This is a genomic window from Nitrobacter vulgaris (assembly GCF_002028545.1).
Taxonomy (GTDB): Bacteria; Pseudomonadota; Alphaproteobacteria; order Rhizobiales; family Xanthobacteraceae; genus Nitrobacter; species Nitrobacter vulgaris.
Genome location: NZ_MWPQ01000039.1, coordinates 91,380 through 114,174, shown reverse-complemented (window position 1 = coordinate 114,174; position 22,795 = coordinate 91,380). Strand labels below are relative to the sequence as shown.

22 protein-coding genes are annotated in these 22,795 nt (G+C 60.3%); 17 read left to right on the top strand and 5 right to left on the bottom strand.

Annotation, left to right across the window (positions count from 1 at the left end):
• The first annotated feature begins 70 nt into the window (after positions 1-70).
• On the top strand, positions 71-1,621 hold the full coding sequence (locus B2M20_RS09055) for a porin (protein WP_079446717.1): 1,551 nt from the start codon (positions 71-73) through the stop codon (positions 1,619-1,621).
• 537 nt (positions 1,622-2,158) lie between these two features.
• Here B2M20_RS09055 and B2M20_RS09050 read toward each other — a convergent pair.
• Complete coding sequence (locus B2M20_RS09050) at positions 2,159-4,396, bottom strand: lytic transglycosylase domain-containing protein (protein ID WP_079446716.1); 2,238 nt, start codon at positions 4,394-4,396, stop codon at positions 2,159-2,161.
• A 234-nt stretch (positions 4,397-4,630) separates the two neighbouring features.
• Between B2M20_RS09050 and dapA the strand changes: the two genes are divergently transcribed.
• The 4 genes from dapA (at position 4,631) to B2M20_RS20250 (ending at position 6,895) form a co-directional block, all read left to right on the top strand.
• Positions 4,631-5,521: a 4-hydroxy-tetrahydrodipicolinate synthase gene (dapA, locus tag B2M20_RS09045; protein ID WP_079446715.1), complete on the top strand. Its 891-nt coding sequence runs from the start codon at positions 4,631-4,633 to the stop codon at positions 5,519-5,521.
• 52 nt (positions 5,522-5,573) lie between these two features.
• Positions 5,574-5,993, top strand: coding sequence for a large conductance mechanosensitive channel protein MscL (mscL, locus tag B2M20_RS09040; RefSeq protein ID WP_079446761.1), 420 nt, complete (start codon positions 5,574-5,576; stop codon positions 5,991-5,993).
• A gap of 67 nt (positions 5,994-6,060) precedes the next feature.
• Complete coding sequence (gene smpB / locus B2M20_RS09035; protein ID WP_079446714.1) at positions 6,061-6,534, top strand: SsrA-binding protein SmpB; 474 nt, start codon at positions 6,061-6,063, stop codon at positions 6,532-6,534.
• A gap of 199 nt (positions 6,535-6,733) precedes the next feature.
• Positions 6,734-6,895, top strand: a complete 162-nt coding sequence (locus tag B2M20_RS20250) for a hypothetical protein (RefSeq protein ID WP_244553470.1) — start codon at positions 6,734-6,736, stop codon at positions 6,893-6,895.
• 13 nt (positions 6,896-6,908) lie between these two features.
• Here the strand turns inward: B2M20_RS20250 and B2M20_RS09025 are convergent, their stop codons facing one another.
• Together B2M20_RS09025 and B2M20_RS09020 are read right to left on the bottom strand one after the other, a co-directional pair.
• On the bottom strand, positions 6,909-7,610 hold the full coding sequence (locus tag B2M20_RS09025; protein WP_173815959.1) for a uracil-DNA glycosylase: 702 nt from the start codon (positions 7,608-7,610) through the stop codon (positions 6,909-6,911).
• Positions 7,588-8,205 carry a LabA-like NYN domain-containing protein gene (locus B2M20_RS09020; protein WP_079446712.1) on the bottom strand — a complete coding sequence of 206 codons (618 nt, stop codon included), beginning with the start codon at positions 8,203-8,205 and terminating at the stop codon, positions 7,588-7,590. The genes B2M20_RS09025 and B2M20_RS09020 overlap by 23 nt, the downstream gene beginning before the upstream one ends.
• Positions 8,206-8,545: 340 nt before the next feature.
• Here B2M20_RS09020 and rpoZ point away from each other — a divergent pair, with 340 nt between their 5' ends.
• The 12 genes from rpoZ to B2M20_RS08960 all read left to right on the top strand — a co-directional run bounded on the left by rpoZ (position 8,546) and on the right by B2M20_RS08960 (position 21,065).
• The gene (rpoZ, locus tag B2M20_RS09015) at positions 8,546-8,938 is read left to right on the top strand and encodes a DNA-directed RNA polymerase subunit omega (RefSeq protein WP_079446711.1); all 393 of its coding nucleotides are present in this window, start codon (positions 8,546-8,548) and stop codon (positions 8,936-8,938) included.
• 202 nt (positions 8,939-9,140) lie between these two features.
• Positions 9,141-11,426 carry a RelA/SpoT family protein gene (locus B2M20_RS09010; RefSeq protein WP_079446759.1) on the top strand — a complete coding sequence of 762 codons (2,286 nt, stop codon included), beginning with the start codon at positions 9,141-9,143 and terminating at the stop codon, positions 11,424-11,426.
• Between the two features lie 142 nt (positions 11,427-11,568).
• Positions 11,569-12,339 carry a pyridoxine 5'-phosphate synthase gene (locus B2M20_RS09005; RefSeq protein ID WP_079446758.1) on the top strand — a complete coding sequence of 257 codons (771 nt, stop codon included), beginning with the start codon at positions 11,569-11,571 and terminating at the stop codon, positions 12,337-12,339.
• Complete coding sequence (gene acpS / locus B2M20_RS09000; protein ID WP_079446710.1) at positions 12,336-12,755, top strand: holo-ACP synthase; 420 nt, start codon at positions 12,336-12,338, stop codon at positions 12,753-12,755. Before B2M20_RS09005 ends, acpS begins: the two co-directional genes overlap by 4 nt.
• A 265-nt stretch (positions 12,756-13,020) precedes the next feature.
• On the top strand, positions 13,021-13,779 hold the full coding sequence (gene lepB / locus B2M20_RS08995) for a signal peptidase I (RefSeq protein WP_079446709.1): 759 nt from the start codon (positions 13,021-13,023) through the stop codon (positions 13,777-13,779).
• Positions 13,776-14,576, top strand: coding sequence for a ribonuclease III (rnc, locus tag B2M20_RS08990; RefSeq protein ID WP_079446757.1), 801 nt, complete (start codon positions 13,776-13,778; stop codon positions 14,574-14,576). The genes lepB and rnc overlap by 4 nt, the downstream gene beginning before the upstream one ends.
• Positions 14,573-15,484, top strand: coding sequence for a GTPase Era (gene era / locus B2M20_RS08985; protein WP_079446708.1), 912 nt, complete (start codon positions 14,573-14,575; stop codon positions 15,482-15,484). Before rnc ends, era begins: the two co-directional genes overlap by 4 nt.
• Positions 15,485-15,493: 9 nt before the next feature.
• Positions 15,494-15,865, top strand: a complete 372-nt coding sequence (locus B2M20_RS08980; protein WP_079446707.1) for a hypothetical protein — start codon at positions 15,494-15,496, stop codon at positions 15,863-15,865.
• A 49-nt stretch (positions 15,866-15,914) separates the two neighbouring features.
• Complete coding sequence (recO, locus tag B2M20_RS08975; RefSeq protein WP_079446706.1) at positions 15,915-16,703, top strand: DNA repair protein RecO; 789 nt, start codon at positions 15,915-15,917, stop codon at positions 16,701-16,703.
• Positions 16,704-16,790: 87 nt separating this feature from the next.
• A complete protein-coding gene (gene parC, locus B2M20_RS08970; protein ID WP_079446705.1) occupies positions 16,791-19,040 on the top strand; it encodes a DNA topoisomerase IV subunit A in 2,250 nt (749 codons plus the stop codon).
• A 32-nt stretch (positions 19,041-19,072) separates the two neighbouring features.
• Positions 19,073-19,444, top strand: coding sequence for an arsenate reductase (glutaredoxin) (arsC, locus tag B2M20_RS08965; protein WP_079446704.1), 372 nt, complete (start codon positions 19,073-19,075; stop codon positions 19,442-19,444).
• Positions 19,445-19,676: 232 nt separating this feature from the next.
• Positions 19,677-21,065 carry an Nramp family divalent metal transporter gene (locus B2M20_RS08960; protein ID WP_079446703.1) on the top strand — a complete coding sequence of 463 codons (1,389 nt, stop codon included), beginning with the start codon at positions 19,677-19,679 and terminating at the stop codon, positions 21,063-21,065.
• 281 nt (positions 21,066-21,346) lie between these two features.
• On the opposite strand, the gene B2M20_RS08955 is transcribed toward B2M20_RS08960, so the two are convergent.
• Together B2M20_RS08955 and B2M20_RS08950 are read right to left on the bottom strand one after the other, a co-directional pair.
• Complete coding sequence (locus tag B2M20_RS08955; protein ID WP_079446702.1) at positions 21,347-22,120, bottom strand: arginyltransferase; 774 nt, start codon at positions 22,118-22,120, stop codon at positions 21,347-21,349.
• A 79-nt stretch (positions 22,121-22,199) separates the two neighbouring features.
• A complete protein-coding gene (locus B2M20_RS08950; protein WP_079446701.1) occupies positions 22,200-22,742 on the bottom strand; it encodes an RDD family protein in 543 nt (180 codons plus the stop codon).
• Between the last annotated feature and the right edge of the window lie 53 nt (positions 22,743-22,795).

Below are 22,795 nucleotides of genomic sequence, written 5' to 3'. Positions count from 1 at the left end.
TGGGGAAACGCTCTTGAGTGCTGCGTTTAGCGGACCCGGTCGCCCTGCAGAGCAACTTGGAGGTTTGACGATGAATTTGATGAAGAGCCTTTACCTCGGCTCGGCGGCAGGGCTGGTCGTCATGAGCGGGGCTCACGCTGCCGATCTTCCGTTAAAGGCCAAAGCGGTCGAATACGTGAAGGTCTGCTCCCTGTATGGCGCGGGCTTCTATTACATCCCCGGCACCGACACCTGCATCAAGCTCGGCGGCTATATGCGCGCCGATCTGGGCGTCAATACGAATACGATCTTCCAAGGCAACACTGGGCTTCAGGCCGGTGCGCAGAACCGTAGCTCCAACGCTTTCACTTGGCGCGCGCGATCGGACCTGACCATCGACACCCGAACCGCGACAGAGTACGGCGTGGTTCGCACCTTTTTCGAGGGTGTCTTCACCTGGACCTCGGGCGGCTACCAAGGTGTGCGCGTCGGCGGGAGTGCGTATGACGGAAACCCGAACGGCGGCGTACTCGGCGGCCAGCTTGGTGTGTTCCACGCCTTCATCCAGTTTGCTGGCTTCACGATCGGTAAAGCTGCTTCTCAGTTTAGTGCTCCCTGGGGGCAATATCCCGGAAACGTCTATGACGGTCTTGTCGGCGGTGGCGGCGCGCTCACGGGCGTGAACCAGTTCACTTACACGACAGAGTTCGGCAACGGCGTATCAGCTTCGATCGGGGTGCAGGATCCGAGCGCATACTACCAGCCCGGCATTCAAAACCTCGGGATAGCGCCGCCCGGCAACGCCATCCTCGATGTTCAACCCCCCTTCTTCGGTCCCGTCCCCTACGGCACCCCCCAGCTCGGCTACGGCCTCAGCGCCTATGGTGGAACCACTTTTCCGGATATCGTCGGCCAGCTCCGCGTCGATCAAGCTTGGGGTATGTTCCAGGCCTCGCTCGCAGGGCATCATAACAACCCGGCTTACTACACTGGCGTTGAAACCGGCGGCGGTCCCGGAGGCAAGTGGGGTTGGGCCGGTCAAGGCGCTCTGACGATCAAGAACATCCCGACTGGTCCGGGTGACGTGATCAATGTCTCGGGTGTCTACACCAACGGTGCGACCCGCTACAACATCCAGGACATGACCGCTTTGGCAGGTGCTAACCTCATCTACGGCGGCGGCGGCGGCATTAGCAGCGTTGGCTTCGGCTTTGCGCCCGATTCTGTCTATGCACCCAACGGCCAGCTTCAACTGGTCTCGACCTGGGGCATGCGCGGCGCCTTCACCCACAACTGGAGTCCGCACTGGAGCAGTTCGGTATTCGGCGCCTACGCAGCGGTCAGCTTCACCGGCGAAGCCAAGTCATATATGTGCGGTGTCTCAATTCCGCGGGCCCTTGGTGCGGGTTTCACCTCCTGCAACCCCGATTTCAACATCGCGCAGGTCGGTGCAAACCTTCGCTGGACGCCAGTCAAGAACCTGACGTTCACGACGGAAGGAGTGTACTCCATGTTGGATCAGAAGCACGCCGGTGTGGCGAATCTTCCAAACAACTACGCGGTCTACAAGGCGACGGGCAATTATCAGCTGAAGGATCAGGACATCTGGACCGTTATGTTCCGCGCTCAGCGCACCTGGTAAGACACATCGTCTGACGACGCACTCTCATAAAACCCCGGCGGGAGACCGCCGGGGTTTTGTTTTGTGGCGAAGCCAGATGTTTGCTCAGTTTCAGGGAAGGTGCTGCGCCGCCGCTGAGCGGGACAAGGACGACGATCGTCTGAACCACTGATAAGGACCTCTCGACGCATTTGGCCACGGGTCGTGAGCAGCCTGGACACTTTCATCGGCGACGGAGATAGCGGCGACAAATCCGATATTACGGCGTTCACGCGTAGATGCGGTTCTGCTGGAGTGTCCCTAGCGTTTTTGAGCGAAGTAGATGCCGGTTCGCGCGAAGAAGATGCGTTAATCCAAAGCTCGCTTCTGATTCAGCTAGAAGCAAAAAAGCTTTCGAATGGGACGGATTGATCGGGCCTGCGCGCAGGCTCCGTTGCTCCAGGCACTCGCGTCAATCTTGTTCCGCAAACGAAGTTCCGCAGCCGGCAAGGAGGACCACCAAGGACGTTTCCTCCACGTGGACTGTGCCCGGCACGAGGCGTTATTCGTCTCCAAACGTCACTGGTTAGCGCCGCGCTGCAAGTCCGCCTCGATCTGTAACTTCGAGCCGCCGCCAAAGCGGGCGCGATAGACCTGCAGGTTTTCCATTATTCGCTGCACGTAGTTGCGCGTCTCCGAGAACGGGATCAGTTCGACCCAGTCCACCGCATCGACTCCCGGGTCCCGCGGATCACCGTAACGCGCGATCCATTTTTGGACGCTGCCGCGGCCGGCATTGTAGGCCGCGAACGTCATGATGTAAGAGCCGCGATAGTCTTCGAGCAGGCCACCGAGCTCCGCTGCGCCGAGTGCAGCATTGTAGGCGGTGTCGGTCTTCAGGCGATGAAGGTCGAAGCTGGCGCCGTACTTCTTGCAGACATACCGTCCAGCATCCGGCGTCACTTGCATCAGCCCGTAGGCGTGCGCCGGCGAGACCACCGACGGATTGAAGGCGCTTTCCTGTCGGGCAATCGCATAGATGATGCTGCGCTCCACATCCGGTCCAATTGATTTGACCGGCGGCATTCCACTGACCGGGTAGGCATAGAAATCGAATGGCAATCCGCGATTTAGCGCGGCCTTGCCAGCGAGCAGCATTCCCTGCGCGTCGCCATGACGTGCGGCGAGTTCGCCAAGCCCCAACACCGCATCGGGGTCGCCGTTTGCGCCTATATCGGCAAGGATCGGAATTGCGAGGTCGTCTTTGCCGAGAGCGTAGAGAAGCTCCGTGGCGCGGACTATCTCGAGCCGCTCGATTCCTCGTGACCGGCTGCTTGGAACGCTGTGCAGTTCGATCTGCGGGAGCCCGAGCTTGGCGCGTGCGAGTTGACCATAGTAACTGGTGGATTGTTCCGCCGCCGACGCGTAGGCGCGACGAGACTCCTGAATCCGGCCTGCCGCTTCGGCGGCGCGACCCTGCCAGTAGCCGGCCCGCGCCAGCGCGGTCGGATTGACGCTGCCGACGCCGATGCGCGCAAAATGCCGGGCGGCCGTATTGGGGTCCTTCAGGAAGCGGAGAGCGATCCAGCCGGCGGTAAACTCTTGTTCCGTTTTGTAGATATCGCGCGCGGGGAGCGCCGCGTCGCGGGCGATGAGATACGCGGTGCGGTAGTCTCCGACGTCGATCATCTTGCGCGCGAGCAGCCGCCGCTCGATCCACCACTGATCGACATTGTAAAGCCGGTTGGGATCCCGCGGCGCGCTCTGCATCAGCCGCGCAGCTTCCGCAAACTTCTCTTCACGACGCAGTAGCTGAATGTAGGCCAAGACATAGCCAGGATCGCTGTGCAGTTCGTGTGGTACTTTCTCGAGCAGTGCGCGTAGGCTGGATGATTTGTGATCGGCCGCAATCCGCGCCTTGGCGAGGGCCTCTTGCGACCTTCCGAGACGCTGCGCCGCACGCATTCCGACTTCGCGGTCCTCGCCGTAAAGCATGTAATCCATGCGCGCCTTGTGGTCGCTCGGCGTAATCAGCGCTCCGAACATCTCCAGCGCTTTTCCCTCGACCGCGGCCGACATCGCATCTGTCCGCCAGGCCTCGCGGACCAATTGCTCGGCGCGGGCGCGGTCTCCGCGTGTGAGCAGCGCGCTTGCCAGAGCAAAGCGTCCTTTGCCCGACAGTGGTCGTTCATTTTCGAACCAGGCCATCACAGTGGCGCCGTCGCGATGGTCGTCCCATAGCGCAGCTTCCGCGCGCCGGCGTAGGAATGTCTGCGAGGGCCAACTCGGATTGGCGTCGAGGAAGGCGCGGTAGCGCTCGGTCGGCGCGCCGTTGTCGTTGCTGCGCAGGATGATCCACTCGGCGAGCTTGCGAGCCACCGGGTCTGTCATGCTGGCCTGGACCTGGGTGGCCTCCGAAAATTTATTCTTGTGGGTAAGGTCTATGACATTCTCAAGCGCAGCGACATCGGTGCGCGAGGTCGATGACGTTACGGCCATCGCAGCTCGTGGAGCGGGCTTGCGAGCCGGTGGCGCGGGAAGCGTGGCGTGCTGACGTGTAGCTGGTTGAATGATCGAGGCTGCGGGGGCCTTGCTTTTGCTCGGAGCGACGGTCTTGCTTTTGCTCGGAGCGACGGTCTTGCCGTGCCCATGGCCGGAGACGGGTTTTGGAACGGCGTGGCCTGAAGGTTTCGACTTCGGCGCGGAACTTTTGGCGACTTTCTCCGCATGGGCGATCCCCGCCCAGAGCGCGGCCGCCACCAGACTCGCGCCTAAAGCCGCGGTTCGTAGCTTTGATGCACGGGCAGGCGATGTCACGACAAATCCCTTTTTCAGCGAATTAGGCAGGCCCCTAAAATCTTATTTACTATTTCATTGAATGTGTGGACAAAACACTAAAACCCCGACATTGCGATCATATGCCTCGACAACGGCGGAATCGCGGCCATGGCTTCAGCCGTGGACCTTTCGTGGCAGCGTCAGACCCGATATGACTGATCCAGCATCAAAATCGGCAGACGGCGAAGCCGCGCAACGTGTTGGAGCGGACTAATGGCAAGCACGGCGAAGTTCCAAGGATCGTACACGGCCCTGGTGACGCCATTCAAGAACGGCTCCGTTGACGAGGCCGCCTTTCGTAGTCTGGTGAATTGGCAGATCGCCGAAGGAGTCCACGGGCTTGTGCCGGTCGGCACAACTGGTGAGAGTCCGACGCTGAGCCACGACGAACACCGCAAGGTCGTGGAATGGTGCATCGAGGAGGCCGGGGGTCGTGTGCCGGTGATCGCGGGCGCGGGTTCAAATTCGACCCGCGAAGCCGTCGATCTGGCCTTGCATGCCGAGAAGGCCGGCGCTGACGCAGTGCTGGTGGTGACGCCGTATTACAACAAGCCGACCCAGGAAGGTTTGTACCAACACTTCAAGACCGTGAACGATGCGGTTGGTATTCCTATCATTATCTACAACATTCCTTCGCGCTCGGTCGTCGATCTTTCCGTCGAAACGATGGCGCGATTATTCGAACTGAAGAACATCGCCGGCGTCAAGGATGCTACCGCTAATCTGGCGCGGGTCTCGCTGCAGCGCCGGGCGATGGGGCCAGAATTCATCCAGTTGTCGGGCGAGGATATGACGGCGCTCGCCTTCATGGCGGCGGGCGGACATGGTTGCGTCTCCGTCGTCGCGAACGTCGCGCCGAAATTGTGTGCGGGCCTGATGTCCGCCGTCCTGAAGGGCGACTATGCCACCGGGCTCGCAATTCAGGACCGCCTGGTGCCGCTGCACGACGCTATTTTCAAGGAACCTGGTCTCGCCGGAGCAAAGCATGCGCTCAAGCTGCTCGACCGGATCGACGAAGTCGTGCGGCTGCCGCTGATGCCGGTGACCCCGCCGACCGGAAAGCTCATCCGCGATGCCATGGTCCATGCCGGTTTGATGAACTGAATTGGGGCTAATTGCTGCCGCACGTGGCGGTGAAGGACTGCTGGAGATTGCGATGATCAAAGAATTTCGTGAATTTGCGATGAAGGGCAATGTCGTCGATCTCGCCGTCGGCGTCATCATCGGCGCCGCCTTCGGGGCCATTGTGTCCTCGATGGTAGCCGACGTCATCATGCCGATCATCGGCGCCGTTACCGGCGGCCTCGATTTTTCCAACTATTTCACGGGTCTCTCGAAGGCCGTCACTGCGACCAACCTTGCGGATGCGAAGAAGCAAGGTGCGGTATTGGCTTGGGGCAACTTCCTCACGCTGTCGTTGAATTTTATAATTGTCGCTTTCGTCCTCTTCATGGTCATCAAGGGCATGAACAAGCTGAAGCGCAAGGATGAGGCAGCGCCTGCCGCGCCGCCGAAGCCTTCTCGCGAGGAAGAATTGCTGACCGAGATTCGCGATCTCCTGAAAGCGAAGGTATAGGACGCAACGCCGCCAGATCGGTGTCGCCGCCGTCCCTCGAAAGATAACGCCTGGAGGTTTCAGGGATATGGCCGAGAAAGGCGAGCGCGCCATCAAGGTCGTCGCGGAGAATCGCAAGGCGCGATTCAACTATGCGATCGAGGATACCGTCGAAGCCGGCATTGCGCTGACCGGTACGGAGGTCAAATCGATTCGTAACGGTAAGACCACGATTGCCGAATCCTACGCCGATTCAAAGAACGGCGAAATCTGGCTTATCAATTCCAACATCCCCGAATATCTGCAAGCCAACCGCTTCAATCACGAGCCGAAGCGGCCGCGCAAGCTGTTGCTGCACAGGAAGCAGATCAACAAGCTGATGGGTGCGGTCGATCGTGAGGGGATGACGCTGATTCCGCTCAAGCTCTATTTCAACGAACGCGGCCGGGCCAAGCTGTTGCTGGCGATTGCCAAGGGCAAGAAACTGCACGACAAGCGCGAGACCGAGAAGAAGCGCGACTGGGGCCGCGAAAAGGGCCGGTTGTTGCGGGCGAGGGGATGAGAGTAGCAAGCCTGACGGAGGTCGATCCGGTCGTTAAACTTTAAAGGATCGGTTCAACTTAATTTTAGGGTTGAGGTGATTTGCTCTCGACATGCGCATCAAACAGAAACGTGCGATTCGGCGGATGCGTCGGCGGCATCAGCGAGCGTGGCTTGTGCTCGACTCGGTCGAGGGCAGATCCAAATCGGAGTGTGAGGTGATGGACATCTCCCACGATGGCGCGCGCCTGGTGATTGCCTCCGGTCTGACTGTGCCAAAGCGTTTCGGCGTCGCGCTGGTGCCGAATTCAACGCCGAGGGAATGCGAGCGCGTCTGGCGAAACGGCGAGATGATGGGAATCCGCTTCACGGAGCCGGGATAGAGTTGTCGGAGTTTCAGCGGCAGGTCAGATCGGCACGCACCTGCGCGAATACGCTCTCGAACATTGCGGGCGTCAGGACGCGCGTGTTGGTGTTGTAGCGCGAGCAGTGATAGCTATCATAGAGTCTCACCGCGCCGACAGGATGCACGGCGCCGTGGACGAAGGGTGCGGCGGCGGCGCGGACTCCGAGCGCCTTCACCGCGGAATCGTGTGCGACGCGGCCGAGTGCGACAATCGCTCGCAATCTGGGCATTGCCGCAAGCGTGGCGCTGAGAAACGCACGGCAGGTGTTGATCTCGGCCGGTAGAGGTTTGTTCTGCGGCGGCACGCAACGTACCGCATTGCTGATGCGGCAATCGACCAGTTTGAGGCCATCATCGGGGTGGGCCTGGTAACGTCCGGTGGCAAAGCCGTATTTGAGAAGCGTCGCGTAAAGCAGGTCGCCGGCATAGTCTCCGGTGAAGGGGCGCCCGGTGCGGTTGGCGCCTTGCACGCCCGGCGCCAAACCGACGATCAGAACGGCCGCGTCGGGGTCGCCGAAAGAAGGGACAGGCGCGTTGAACCAATCCGGCTCGCGCGCCCGCACCGAAAGGCGATAGTCGACCAGCCGCGGGCAAAGCGGACAATCACGGCCTGGTTCTGAACTGGCGGAAGCCGCGCCGGATCGAGCGGTTCGGGTGCGCGGGCGTGTTTCAGTCCTCAAAGTCGTCGTCATCGCTCCGGGGTGCCATAGTAGCGGTGCGCTGCAGGAACTGCGGCGCGTGGTGGCGCGATTGACGTTCCGACGGGTCGCGGCCGAGTTTCGACTGCAACTCAACGAGATCGGTGAAGACGTCGGCCTGACGGCGTAGCTCATCGGCGATCATCGGCGGCTGACTTGCGATTGTGGAAACAACGGTCACGCGAACGCCGCGACGTTGGACCGCTTCGACAAGAGAGCGGAAATCGCCGTCGCCCGAGAACAGCACGATCTGATCAACGTGCTCGGCAAGCTCCATCGCATCGACCGCAAGTTCGATGTCCATATTTCCCTTGACCTTGCGGCGGCCGCTGGCGTCGATGAACTCCTTGGTGGCTTTCGTGACCACCGTGTAGCCGTTGTAGTCAAGCCAGTCGATCAACGGTCTTATCGATGAGTATTCCTGATCCTCGATGATCGCCGTGTAATAGAAAGCGCGGATGAGGGTGCCTCGGGACTGAAATTCTTTCAGGAGGCGCTTGTAGTCGATGTCGAAGCCAAGCGTCTTGGCTGTTGCGTAGAGATTGGCGCCATCGATGAAAAGCGCGATCTTGTTGGAGGCAGATGGCATCGAGCGTTCTCGTGATCGTTGTTCGCGTTATTGGTGCGGCTGAATCCAGCCCCACGGTTCAATGATGCATCGCGTCTTGCGGATCAGACTGAAGAAGCCAATATGCGCAATGAGGTTGAGGCAAAGGCAGCGTGATACGATGGAGAAGCAATGAAGCGAATTGTTGTCCGGTCAGGACCCTATTCCGCGCTTCTCCGGACGTCGGCCTTCTGGCTCCAATAACGGGTATCAGAGACCGGCCGTCACGCCAAATGCTAAATTCCCTGTTGCGAAACCCGCAAACGCTCTATACGTAGCGTATATATTCACCAGTTTCAGCCCTGCAACGGAGCGACAGGCGATGGCGCGCGTCACCGTGGAAGATTGCATTGATAAGGTCGACAACCGGTTCGACTTGGTTCTTTTGGCCGCACATCGCGCGCGGACGATTTCATCCGGTTCGCAACTTACGATTGACCGCGATAACGACAAGAATCCCGTTGTTGCGCTTCGCGAGATAGCCGAACAAACCATCTCCCCGGAGGATATGCGCGAAGAGTTGGTTCATTCCTTGCAGAAGTTTGTCGAGGTTGACGAGCCCGAGCCCGACACCGTGCCTTTGATCGGTTCAGCCGGGGCAAGCGTCGATGCGGACGATACCGAGGTTGCCGTCGAGCGCATGACAGAGGAAGAACTGCTGAAAGGCCTGGAGGGACTCGCGCCTCGCGAGGAACAACCCGAAGAGGACGAATGATCGGCTCATCACCGACAGTAAGGTTTAAAAGCCCGGACCTCGGTCCGGGCTTTTGCGTTTAGTCAGGTCGTGGGATCGGCGGCCGCTTTGATAACCAAAATCTGGTACGCCTAAAGATCGAATTCGACTTTCGGTCGGGACAATCTAGGATAGACCCTGGAGGGTGAACGGCGGGTTCCGCGCGATGAAGACACTTGGTTCTATGACAGGCTGGCCTCGCAGAAGGCGACAGATAGAGGCCGCGCCCGACTCGGCCGCAGCGGCGCCGATGCCGGCTGCCCCCGTCAAGCCGCCGCGTCCGCGAATGATGCGTCAGTACGACCTGGTCGAACGCGTTCGCTCCTACAACCCCGATACAGACGAGGATTTGCTGAACCGAGCCTACGTCTATGCCATGAAAGCTCATGGCGAACAGATACGGGCGTCGGGCGATCCCTATTTCTCCCATCCGCTTGAGGTGGCGGCCATCCTGACCGGTCTCAAGCTCGACGATGCCACCATCGTCGCGGCGCTGCTGCACGATACCATTGAGGACACCGAGGCCACCCGCGCCGAGATCGACAACATGTTCGGGCCAGAGATCGGCGCGCTGGTCGAGGGCCTGACCAAGCTGAAACGGCTGGAACTGGTCTCGCGCGAGGCCAAGCAGGCCGAAAATCTGCGCAAACTGCTGCTGGCGATTGCTGACGACGTCCGCGTGCTGCTGATCAAGCTTGCGGATCGGCTGCACAACATGCGTACTCTCGAGTTCGTGCCGCCGATGTCGCGTCAGCGCATCGCCGAGGAAACCCTCGACATCTACGCGCCCCTTGCAGGCCGCATGGGTATGCAGGAGATGCGGGAGGAGCTTGAGGATCTGGCGTTCCAGACCCTCGATCCGGAAGCCCACGCGGTGGTGGGGCAGCGGCTTGATGCGCTGGCCGAGCGTAACCGCAACCTCATCGGCGAGATCGAGACCCAGCTCACGACCAGTCTTGCGAACAAAGGTATCGTTTCGCGGGTAAGCGGTCGTCGTAAGCAGCCGTTTTCGATCTGGACCAAGATGGAACGGAAATCGGTCGGGTTCGAGCAGCTTTCCGATATTTTCGGATTTCGCGTCGTAATGCCCGATGTCGAAGCCTGCTATCGCGCTCTCGGTGTGGTCCACATGACGTGGCCGGTCGTGCCAGGCCGTTTCAAGGACTATATCTCGACTCCGAAGCAGAACGACTATCGCTCGATCCACACCACGGTGATCGGACCTGGCAATCAGCGTGTCGAATTGCAGCTCCGGACCGAGGAGATGGATTGCATCGCCGAGCTCGGCATCGCCGCACATGCCTTTTACAAGGAAGGCGCGGGCTCGCCGACCGAATTGCTCAATCGCGAGTCCAATGCGTTCGCATGGCTGCGTCATACCATCGAAATGCTGTCGGAAAGCGCCAATCCGGAAGAATTCCTTGAACACACCAAGCTCGAATTGTTTCACGATCAGGTCTTCTGCTTCACCCCGAAGGGGAAATTGATCGCGCTGCCGCGGCACGCCAATGTCATCGACTTCGCCTACGCCGTGCATACCGACGTCGGCAACAGCACGGTGGGTTGCAAGATCAACGGCAAATTCGCGCCGCTGTCGTCGCGATTGCAGAATGGTGACGAGGTCGAGATTCTGACTTCGGACGTTCAGTCCGCACCGCCATCTGCCTGGGAATCGCTTGCGGCAACCGGCAAAGCGCGGGCGGCGATCCGGCGCGCTACGCGAGCCGCCGTGCGCGGTCAGTATGTCAGCCTTGGCCGGCGGATCGTGGAACGCCTGTTCATCCGCGCGAAGATCGAATACGCCGACGACAAGCTCACCGGCGCGTTGCCCCGGTTGGCGCGCGCGACGATTGAGGATGTCATGGCCTCGGTGGGGCGGGGGGAAATGCGCGCCGCCGATGTCGCGCGCGCGATGTACCCGGACTACAAGGAGGAGCGCTTAGGGCGCCCAGGCGTCAAGAAGAGCCTGGCGGCGAAACTCAAACTAAAATCGCTGCCGGATCCGGCTCGTGGCCCGGCGGTGATCCCGATAGGCGGCATCAATTCGGGCTTGCCGATCAAGTTCGCGCCCAGTGGCGGCGCGGTGCCGGGTGACCGTATCGTCGGCATCATCACGCCGGGTGAGGGTATCACGATCTATCCGATACAGTCGCCGGCGCTGACGAATTTCGAGGAAGAGCCCGAGCGCTGGCTCGACGTTCGTTGGGACGTCGACGACACCACGCCGCAGCGGTTCCCGGCCCGCATCGTGCTGGATAGCCTCAACGAACCCGGCAGCCTCGCGCAGGTCGCGACCGTGATCGCCGAGCACGATGGCAATATTGACAATATCAGCATGACGAGGCGCTCGTCCGACTTTACCGAAATGACCATCGATCTCGAGGTCTACGATCTCAAGCATCTCAGCGCCATCATCGCCCAGTTACGCGCCAAGGACGTTGTGGCACGGGTCGAGCGGGTCAATGGCTAGTAATAAAGTGATATGGATCGCGACCGGCCTTCATGTGCAATCTCAGTTTGTCTTCCCAAGCCGGCAAAATCGACTGCTCACATTTTAGTTTAACGTCGCGATGCTAAGCCAACGCGATACGAAGCAGATTAAGAGTTCTTTGATGTCCCATCCTCCGTCCATACGCCTAGGAGTTAATGTCGATCACGTCGCCACCATCCGTAACGCGCGCGGTGGCGATCGGCCGGATGTGGTGCGAATAGCACTTGCGGCGATTGCGGCTGGCGCCGACGGCATTACCGCGCACCTGCGCGAGGATCGCCGTCATATTCGCGACTCCGACATGGCGCGGCTAAAGGCCGGAATTGCAAAGCCTCTCAATTTCGAGATGGCGGCGACGGCGGAGATGCAAGGGATCGCGCTCGCCACCAAACCGCACGCCGTTTGTCTGGTCCCCGAGCGGCGGGAGGAGCTGACCACCGAAGGCGGTCTTGACGCGGCCGGCCAATACAACGCGCTGGCACCGTTCATTGCGAAACTGAACGACGCGGGGATCCGGGTCTCGCTGTTCATCGCCGCCGACCCCAGGCAGATTGAGGCTGCGGCGAAACTGCGCGCGCCGGTGATCGAGATTCACACCGGCGGCTGGTGCGATGCTGTCGTGGAGGATGACAAAGAGAAGGCGGATGCCGAGTGGCGTCGTATTGTCGAAGGCGCGGCGTTAGCCAAGTCGGCGGGCCTTGAGGTTCATGCCGGCCATGGTCTCGATTACGCGACGGCGGAGACGATCGCAGCTCTGCCCGAGATCGTCGAACTGAATATCGGATACTTTATGATGGGCGAGGCGTTGCTTGTCGGCGTCGCCGAGACCGTTCGCACCATGCGTGCGGCCATGGATCGCGGACGCGCAACGCTGAAGATACGGACGGCATGATCATTGGCATCGGCTCCGACTTGATCGATATTCGCCGCGTGGCGACAGTCATGGAGCGTCATGGGGATCGATTTCTCAACCGGATCTTCACGGAGGTCGAGCGGGCGAAGGCCGAGCGGCGCGCCAGCAATGAGAAGATGGTGGTTGCGACCTATGCGAAACGGTTTGCCGCGAAGGAAGCGTGCGCCAAGGCGCTCGGGACTGGAATCCGGCAGGGCGTATGGTGGCAGGACATGGGCGTCATCAGTCTGGCGACCGGGCAACCCTCTATGAGACTAACGGGCGGGGCGCTGAAACGGCTGGAGCTGCTCACGCCCTCCGGCCTTGAGGCCCGCATTGACGTGAGCCTTACCGATGACTGGCCGTTGGCGCAGGCTTTCGTCATAATTTCGGCCGTCGCAGCAGGCAAATTTTGAGTCGGCTGGCACTGAGTCTAAACTAAAATCTGCTATTTATCAGATAGTTATCTGATTTTCACGACACGGTTGATTGCGCGGTCGTAAACAACCGTCTAAAACGCCGCAGGGACCACGATCAGGGTGAATCAGCTCGAATCGTGACGAATTGCGTGCGAATTCGTCCAAATACCAGAATTCACTGCGTTATTGTGCGGAACGGATACGCTTCGCTTGAAATGCTTTGCCATCGCTTTGAAGCGGCGGCCACCTAGATAGGGAAACGATGAGCGTGTCATCCGGAACCAAAACTGAAAGCGGCGTCGGCGAGACCGTCCGTGTCGTTATCCACGCTCTCCTAATCGCACTGGTGATCCGGACCTTTCTGTTCCAGCCGTTCAACATCCCCTCGGGCTCGATGAAGGCGACGCTATTGGTAGGTGACTACCTGTTCGTTTCGAAATACTCATACGGCTACAGTCACTATTCCATCCCATTCTCACCGCCGCTGTTTTCAGGGCGGGTGTTCGGTTCTGAACCGAACAGGGGCGATGTCCTGGTGTTTCGTCTGCCGAAGGATAACACCACCGACTATATCAAGCGGGTGATCGGGCTGCCGGGCGACCATATCCAGATGAAGGAGGGGCTGCTCTACATCAACGATACACCGGTGCAGCGCGAACGATTACCGGATTTCGTGGGTGAAGACCCTTGCGGCTCCGATGCGACGGCGCGCGTAAAGCAGTGGCAGGAAACGCTGCCGAACGGTGTCACCTACAAAACGCTCGATTGCGTCGATAACGGCTTCTACGACAATACCAACGTCTACACCGTGCCGCCGGGCCATTTCTTCATGATGGGCGACAACCGCGATAACTCGACCGACAGCCGCGTGCTCTCCGCCGTTGGTTATGTGCCGTTCGAGAATCTGGTCGGACGGGCGCAGATGATCTTCTTTTCGATCGCGGAGGGCGAGCATGCCTGGCAGATTTGGCGCTGGCCCGCCGCGGTGCGCTGGAATCGCATATTCTCCATCGTGCGATGATCGACGAATCGGCTGATATTAAGCCAGTGCCGCCTCCCCACGACGTAGCCGTGCCATCCGGCGCGGAGCCGGTGGCGCTTGCCCCGAAGAAGAAGCGAGCCCGGACCACCACAAAAGCCATTATGGCCGCGATCGAACAGCGGTTGGGTCATAAGTTTGCTGATATCTCGCTGCTCACGACGGCCTTCACCCATGTCTCGGCGCTAAAGTCATCGCGCGGACGCTGCGATAGCTACCAGCGTCTCGAATTCCTCGGCGATCACGTGCTCGGTCTGGTGGTTTCCGACATGCTCTACCGTGCCTTCCCGCAGGCGGACGAGGGCGAATTGTCGAAGCGCCTGGCTGATCTGGTGCGCAAGGAGACGTGTATCGACGTTGCCAAGTCGCTCGATCTGCAAGAGGGCGTCAAGCTCGGCGCGGTCGGCGCTGGCGCCGGGGCTCGGCTACGCCGGTCCGTGCTCGGCGACATCTGCGAGGCGGTGATTGGGGCGGTTTATCTCGACGGTGGCTATGCGGCTGCAGCTACCTTCGTCGAACACAACTGGCTTGAGCGGATGCGCAAGCCAGTGCGACCGCTGCGCGATCCCAAGACCGTGCTGCAGGAGTGGGCGCAGGGCAAGGGGCTGCCGACGCCGGTTTACCGCGAAGTGGAGCGCACCGGGCCGCATCACGACCCGCGCTTCCGCGTTGCGGTAGAATTGCCGGGGCTGGAGGCTTCGGAAGGTATTGGCGGAAGTAAGCGTGCGGCGGAGAAGGCTGCGGCATCCGCCATGATCGCTCGTGAAGGTGTCAAGTGAGCGAGACCGGCCCGGCTGCGCGATGCGGTTTCGTGGCGTTGATCGGAGCGCCGAACGTCGGCAAGTCGACCCTGGTGAACGCGCTGGTCGGCTCCAAAGTCACTATCGTCTCGCGCAAGGTGCAGACCACTCGTGCGCTGATCCGCGGCATCGTTGTCGAGAACAACGCCCAGATCATTCTGGTCGATACCCCCGGTATCTTCGTCCCGAAGCGGCGGCTCGATCGCGCCATGGTTTCGACCGCATGGAGCGGAGCCTACGACGCCGATCTCGTCTGCGTGCTTCTCGACGCACGCGCGGGCATCGATGACGAGGCCGACGCCATCCTGACGAAGCTCGCTGGCGTGGCACATCCGAAAATTCTGGTGCTGAACAAGATCGACCTCGTCCCCCGCGAAAAGCTGCTGGCGCTGACCAGCGCGGCCAACGAACGTCTCTCGTTCGAGAATACGTTCATGGTATCGGCGCTGTCGGGCGACGGCACCGATGATCTGCGTCGTGCGCTGGCCGTGCGCGTTCCGGAAGGGCCGTTTCACTATCCGGAAGACCAGATGTCGGACGCGCCATTGCGCCATCTCGCTGCCGAAATTACCCGCGAGAAAATCTACCGCCATCTGCATCAGGAACTGCCGTATCAATCAACCGTCGAGACCGACACCTGGACCGAACGCAACGATAAGACGGTTCGTATCGAGCAGACCATCTTTGTTGAACGTGACAGTCAGCGTAAGATCGTTCTGGGAAAGAGCGGCGCGACCATCAAGGCGATCGGCGCCGAATCCCGCAAGGAGATCGGCGAGATCATCGGGCAGCCCGTGCATCTGTTTCTGTTCGTGAAGGTGCGTGAGAAGTGGGGCGACGATCCGAACCGTTATCGAGAAATGGGACTGGAGTTTCCCAAGGAATAGGCCGACGGAATGACCATCCCGAGAAACGTGCTGCGGTTTGAAGTTCTGCTGTACCTTTCGCTCCTGATCGATACGTTGTCGGCTGCTTTTATCGCACGCCCGTCGGCCGAGATCGACCAGGCGGCTGCGGTGAGCGCCGATACGTTCGTCGTTATCGTGTTTGTGTTCTTTCTGCTTTTGGTGTGGCTTGCAGCACGGCAACGAAAGAATTGGGCGCGATGGGCGCTGGTCGTCGCGCTTGCGCTTTCGGTGCTTTCGATGCTCGGTTCCTTAAACTATGGGCTGACTCTGGCATTGTCAGTCGATCTGTTTTCGACCGGTTTGGCCGGAGCCGGACTATATTTTTCGTTCTCCGATGACGCGGAAAAGTGGTTCCACTGACGGTGCAATCGAATTGCTGCGAAACGGCAGGATACCGTAGACTGGCGCCATGGAATGGACCGACGATGGCATCGTGCTCGGAGTGCGGCGACATGGCGAGTCCGCGGCTATCGTCGAGCTTTTGACCCGCAGCCATGGGCGCCATCTCGGCCTTGTGCGTGGCGGGGCCGGATCACGGATGCGTCCGCTGTTGCAACCCGGTAATTCGGTCAACGCGCTGTGGCGGGCGCGGCTTGACGAGCACCTCGGCACCTATGTGCTGGAAGGAACGCGCATGCGCGCAGCGAGCCTGCTCGCATCGTCACATGCGACCTATGGCGTGACCCATCTGGCAGCGTTGGCGCGCCTGCTGCCGGAGCGCGACCCGCATGAAGGCATGTTTGCGATGCTGGAACGGACGCTGGATGATTTCGACAGCGCGGGCGGGGCGGCGATCCATCTGGTCCGGTTCGAGCTGGCGATGCTGACCGAGCTCGGTTTCGGCCTCGATCTGTCGGCCTGTGCGGCCACTGGCGCCACCGCAGACCTCATCTACGTCTCTCCGAAATCGGGCGGGGCGGTGTCGCGGCAGGCCGGCGAGCCCTGGCGCGACCGGCTCTTGCCGCTGCCGCCTTTTCTCCGCGCGATCAACGACGAGCAAAACTGCTGGTCGGAACAAGACCTGCTGGACGGGTTTGAGCTAACCGGGCGATTCCTGCTGCGCTATGTGCTGGAGCCGCGCGGGCAGGGCCATTCCGACGCTCGCGCCGGGTTTATCAACGCGGTGGTGCGAAAGCGGGCAGCGGCAATTCCGGAGGGCGCGCGCACCGGGGCTGGCGAAGGCAGGGCATCCAGTTAGCCGCAGGTTGAGTTTACACCCTCCCTCGAGAAGGAGCGGTCATTCGCACACCTTGTCGCCGTACCTGACAGGCGTTAACCCGTCCGCATGGGAAAACGATTGATTCCGGCTGAGCCGGCCGAAATTCATGAAGTGCAACTGCGGGATGCGCTGGAAGAGCGCTATCTCGCCTATGCGCTGTCCACCATCATGCACCGCGCATTGCCGGACGCCCGCGACGGCTTGAAACCCGTGCACCGGCGTATCCTTTACGGCATGCGGTTGCTGCGGCTCGATCCCGGCTCGGCCTTCAAGAAGTCCGCCAAGATTGTTGGCGATGTGATGGGTTCTTTCCATCCTCACGGTGATCAGGCGATCTACGATGCCATGGTGCGGCTCGCGCAGGATTTCGCCTCGCGATATCCGCTGGTCGACGGCCAGGGAAATTTCGGCAACATCGACGGGGATAATCCCGCCGCCTATCGTTACACCGAAGCGCGCATGACCGATGTGGCGCGGCTGCTGCTCGACGGCATCGACGAGGACGCTGTCGAGTTTCGTCCGAACTATGACGGCCAGAGCCGCGAGCCGGTGGTCCTGCCCGGCGGCTTTCCGAACCTGCTCGCCAACGGCGCGCAGGGTATCGCGGTTGGGATGGCCACCGCGATTCCGCCGCACAACGCCGCCGAACTTTGCGACGCCGCGCTACATCTGATCGACAAGCCGGATGCGAAATCGAAATCGTTGCTGAAATGGGTCAAAGGGCCGGACTTCCCGACCGGCGGCATCATCATCGATTCCAAAGAGAGCATCGCTGAAGCCTACACGACCGGACGCGGCGCCTTCCGCACCCGAGCCAAGTGGCATCAGGAAGAAGGTGCGCGCGGCACCTGGGTCATCGTGGTCACGGAGATTCCGTGGCTGGTGCAGAAATCGCGATTGATCGAGAAGATCGCCGAACTGCTCAACGAGAAGAAGCTGCCGCTGGTCGGTGATATCAGGGACGAGTCGGCCGAAGACATCCGCGTTGTCATCGAGCCGAAGTCGCGCAACGTCGATCCCGAGCTGGTGATGGAATCGCTCTTCAAGCTGACCGAGCTTGAAAGTCGCATTTCGCTCAACCTCAACGTTCTCATCAAGGGCAAGATTCCAAAAGTCGTCGGCCTTGCAGAGTGCCTTCGCGAATGGCTGGACCATCTGCGCGACGTGCTGTTGCGTCGCTCCGCCTATCGCAAGGCGCAGATCGAGCATCGGCTGGAAGTGCTTGGCGGTTACCTGATCGCGTATCTGAACATCGACAAGGTCATCAAAATCATCCGCACCGAAGACGAGCCGAAGCCAGCCTTGATGAAGGCGTTCAAGCTGACGGAGGTCCAGGCGGAGGCCATCCTCAACATGCGCCTGCGTAGTTTGCGCAAGCTCGAGGAAATGGAGATACGCACCGAGGACAAGAATCTGCGGGCGGAACTCAAGGGCATCAATGCCGTGCTGGGCTCCGAAGCCAAGCAGTGGGAGAAAGTCGGCGAACAGGTGCGCAACGTGCGTGACATGTTCGGCCCCAAGACACCGCTCGGCAAGCGCCGCACCGTCTTTGCGGATGCGCCCGAGCACGATCTTGCCGCGTTGGAAGAATCGCTGGTCGAGCGCGAGCCGGTCACGGTCGTTGTATCCGACAAGGGTTGGGCGCGGACGCTGAAAGGTCACGTCGAAGATCTGTCGAACCTGTCCTTCAAGACCGACGACAAGCTCGGCTTCGCGTTTTTCGCTGAAACGACGTCAAAGCTGTTGCTGTTCGCTACCAACGGTAAATTCTATTCGCTCGACGTCGCGAAGCTGCCGGGCGGACGTGGTCATGGCGAACCGATCCGCCTGTTCATCGATCTCGAGCAGGATGCAGCGATCGTGTCGCTATTCGTCCACACTGGCGGCCGCAAGTTTCTGATCGCGAGCCATGAGGGGCAGGGGTTCGTCGTCAACGAAGACGATTGCGTCGGCACCACGCGCAAGGGCAAGCAGGTGCTCAATGTCGAGATGCCGAACGAGGCCAAGGCGATCGTGACGGTCGCGGGCGATCAGGTCGCGGTCATCGGCACCAACCATAAGATGGTGATCTTTCCGCTCGATCAGGTGCCGGAGATGGCGCGCGGCCGCGGTGTACGATTGCAGAAGTATAAGGACGCAGGGCTGTCCGACGTCGCCGTATTCGATTCGAAAACCGGTTTGACGTGGCGGGACTCCGCGGGCCGCGAGCAGGGCTTGAGCTGGAAGGACTTGTCCGACTGGCGCGGCAACCGCGCCGACGCCGGACGCCTCGCGCACGGCCTACCGAAATCGAACAGGTTCGGCCGAACCATCTGACATCGTGATAGACATCTAAGCGGAGGCTGACCATGACCGTGACGATCTATCATAACCCGTCTTGTGGAACCTCCCGCAACACGCTGGCAATGATCCGGGAGAGCGGCGAGGAACCGGTGATCGTCGAATACCTCAAGCACCCGCCGGAGCGTGCACGGCTTCGCGCGCTGGCTGACGCCATGGATCTTCCCGTTCGCGCGCTGTTGCGGGAGAAGGGCACACCCTATGCCGAGCTTGATCTCGGCAATCCCAAATGGACCGATGATCAGCTTCTGGATTTTATGCTGGCGCACCCGATCTTGATTCAACGCCCGATCGTGGAAACCCCGAAGGGCGTGCGGATTTGCCGTCCGGCCGAAACGGTGCTCGAACTGCTCGATTCTCCCGTCGCTTCTGGCAAGTAGATCTCACGTACCCGCATCTGGGTTGAACCCCGCGATCTCGGCGACGCGGTGCATCGCCGCTTGCGAACGCCTATAGCGTTTTCGAGCGAAGTGGAATCCGGTTCGCATGAAGAAAACGCGTCAATCAAAAATACTCTAGCGGAAACCGCTGCACACTTTTTTCTGCATCCCGCTCTAGATGCATTTGCAAATGAGTTGCAATAAAACTGGAGTTAGCCCATTATCACATCCGATGGATATGAAAACATCCGCTTTGTCGCCCGAACCGGCTTCGGAGCCGTCGCAAGGGACCTTCTCGGCTGAGACTGGCTGGAGTTCGGAAGCGCCAGTCCGTCCCAGTCTCGAGGAGGTCCATGCGACGGTGCGGGTTCCCGCGACCGGGCACTGGCTGCGTCGCATGCTGGCCTTTGCGGGACCCGGTTACATGGTCTCGGTGGGGTATATGGACCCCGGCAACTGGGCCACGGACATCGCGGGCGGCTCGAAGTTTGGTTACACGCTGCTATCGGTCATCCTGCTGTCGAACCTCATGGCGATCCTGTTGCAGGCTCTGGCCGCCCGGCTCGGTATCGCTGCCGGACTTGATCTTGCGCAGGCATGCCGCGCCAGCTATTCGCGACCCGTCAATTTCATGCTTTGGCTGGTCTGTGAGGCCGCGATCATTGCCTGCGATCTGGCCGAGGTGATCGGCACGGCAATTGCGCTGCAACTGCTGTTCGGCATCCCGCTGATCGGCGGCGCGCTGATCGCGGCGCTGGATGCCTTTCTGCTGCTGCTGTTGATGAACCGCGGCTTTCGTTTCCTCGAGGCTTTCGTGGTCGCGCTATTGATCGTGATCGCGGTCTGTTTTGCGATCCAGATCGTCGTCGCCGCGCCTCCGGTCGCCGAGATTTTGCGCGGCTTCGCGCCGTCACGCGAGATCGTTACCAATCCGGCAATGCTCTATATCGCCATCGGCATTATCGGCGCGACGGTCATGCCGCATAACCTCTATCTGCATTCGTCGATCGTGCAGACTCGGGCTTATCCGCGAACCACGGAGGGGCGGCGGAGCGCGATCCGCTGGGCGACCGCCGATAGCACGCTAGCCTTAATGCTGGCTCTGTTCGTCAACGCGGCCATTCTGATCGTCGCTGCCGCAGTGTTTCACCGCAGCGGACACACCGAAGTGGCCGAAATCGGAGACGCGTTCAGGCTGCTGTCGCCACTATTGGGTCTCGGCATCGCATCAACGTTGTTCGCGGTCGCGCTTCTCGCCTCCGGCATCAATTCCACAGTGACGGCGACGCTCGCAGGCCAGATCGTGATGGAAGGCTTCCTGCGTTTGCGGATGCCAATGTTGGCGCGGCGGTTCGTCACCCGCGGCATCGCCATCGTTCCCGTGATCTTCGTCACCGCGCTCTATGGCGAGAGCGGAACCGCGCAGCTTCTGGTTCTCAGTCAGGTCGTGCTGTCGATGCAGTTGCCGTTCGCGGTGATCCCACTCGTCCGCTTCGTCTCGGACCGGCGCAAGATGGGCGACTTCGCGATTTCAACCGGGACCGCCGCCGTGGCATGGATCATCGCCGGCGTGATCGTGATCCTGAATGTGAAGCTGTTGGCGGATACGGTTGCCGGATAGGGCACGGCATTGTAATCGTTCGAACGTGTGCTGGACCCTCTGAAGTCACCACGATCGGATGAGCATCTCCGTGGCTAACTGATTACTTCGATCGTCAGCTCGATGGTCAGCGTTTTGAAAGTGCTTCATCTCAAAGTAGGTTTCAAAATTCGCTCAACGCAGGTGCATTCAAAGTAGGACGGTACCGATGACGATAGATGGCAACGTAGTGACCTGTTTCTCTCAATCCTCGCAATGAGTGCTTACAATCGTTGTGGTGGAATGACCGGAGCGCGGTTGGCTTAGATTGCCGCGTCGCCTGTCGATCGACTGTTCTCATCCACGCGCAACCAGCCCGTCGGCGCAAGGCGCTGCTGTGGCAGGAAGCGGCCCTTGTAATCCATCTTCCGCGATCCCTCGATCCAGTAGCCGAGGTACACATAGGGCAGGCCGAGCCGCCGCGCACGCGAGATGTGATCGAGAATGATGAAGGTGCCGAGCGAACGGTTCTGTTCGGCCGGTTCGAAAAACGAATAAACCATCGAGAGCCCGTCGCTGAGCACATCGGTTAGCGCTACCCCCACCAGTTCGCCGCGTTCGTTGATACTGCTCACCGGGTTGCGCCTGCGATATTCGATGATGCGAGTCTCGACGTGGCTGTCTTCCACCATCATCGCGTAATCCAGCACGGTCATATCGGCCATGCCGCCGTGGCGGTGTCGCTGGTCCAGATAAGCGCGAAATACCGAGTATTGCTCCGACGTCGGCATTGCGGCACGCAGGTTGCCGACAATGTCAGCGTTCCGCGATAGCACCCTGCGGGCACTGCGCGACGGCCGAAATTCATCAGCGATCACCCTCACGGAAATGCAAGCACGACACTGGTCGCAAGCCGGACGATAGGCGATTGACTGACTGCGGCGGAAACCGCCATGAGTCAGCAGATCGTTGAGTTCGCCTGCCTTTTCGCCAACCAGATGAGTAAATACCTTGCGCTCGCTGCGATCGGGCAGATACGGACACGGCGAAGGCGCGGTCAAATAGAACTGCGGGGTATCTCGCGAGTGCTGGGTCACGGCGCCTTGTCAGCCTCCGACAAATTACATTGCAGCATCGCGCTCCCAGGGCTGACCGTCAATCCGGGTTGCCGCGATATCAATAGCTTCCATGTGGTTCCGCAACTGTCGCAAGATCCGAATTGTTGATGATGACGGTCCCCAACAACATGTCATGCAGCATGCGTCGCCGGTTGTTGAACAGGCTGATCAGGAGGATCAGCGGCGTAAACATCGACACCGAGATCCAGAACAGGATCGCGTGCATGGCGGCGAGCACAAAATAACTTGGCTCGCCATGCCAGGTCCGCATTTCCAGACCCATGGCCCGCATCCCGATCGTCGCCGAATGTCGGCCGCCAAGTGTCACGCCGTAGTAAACGATGGCCCAGATCAAGGAGGCGGGCGACACCAGCCAGAATAGCGCCCAGCCGAGCCCGAGCGTGATGACGCCGAATATTGCGATGAAGATCATGCCAAGGATCACTGGTATCGAAAGCACCAGCAGATCGATCAGGAATGCAAAAAAGCGCCGGGCCAAAACACCGCGAAACAGCTCGGGCTGCATCCAGGGATCAGACGCACGCCGCTGGAACTCGGCAGAGTTGCCACTCTGCGCAGTGTTGAAGCCACCATCGGCCATGTCCAATCCTCCACGGCGCTCAGCACGGCATTTCTGCCGCCCTTCGACATGGC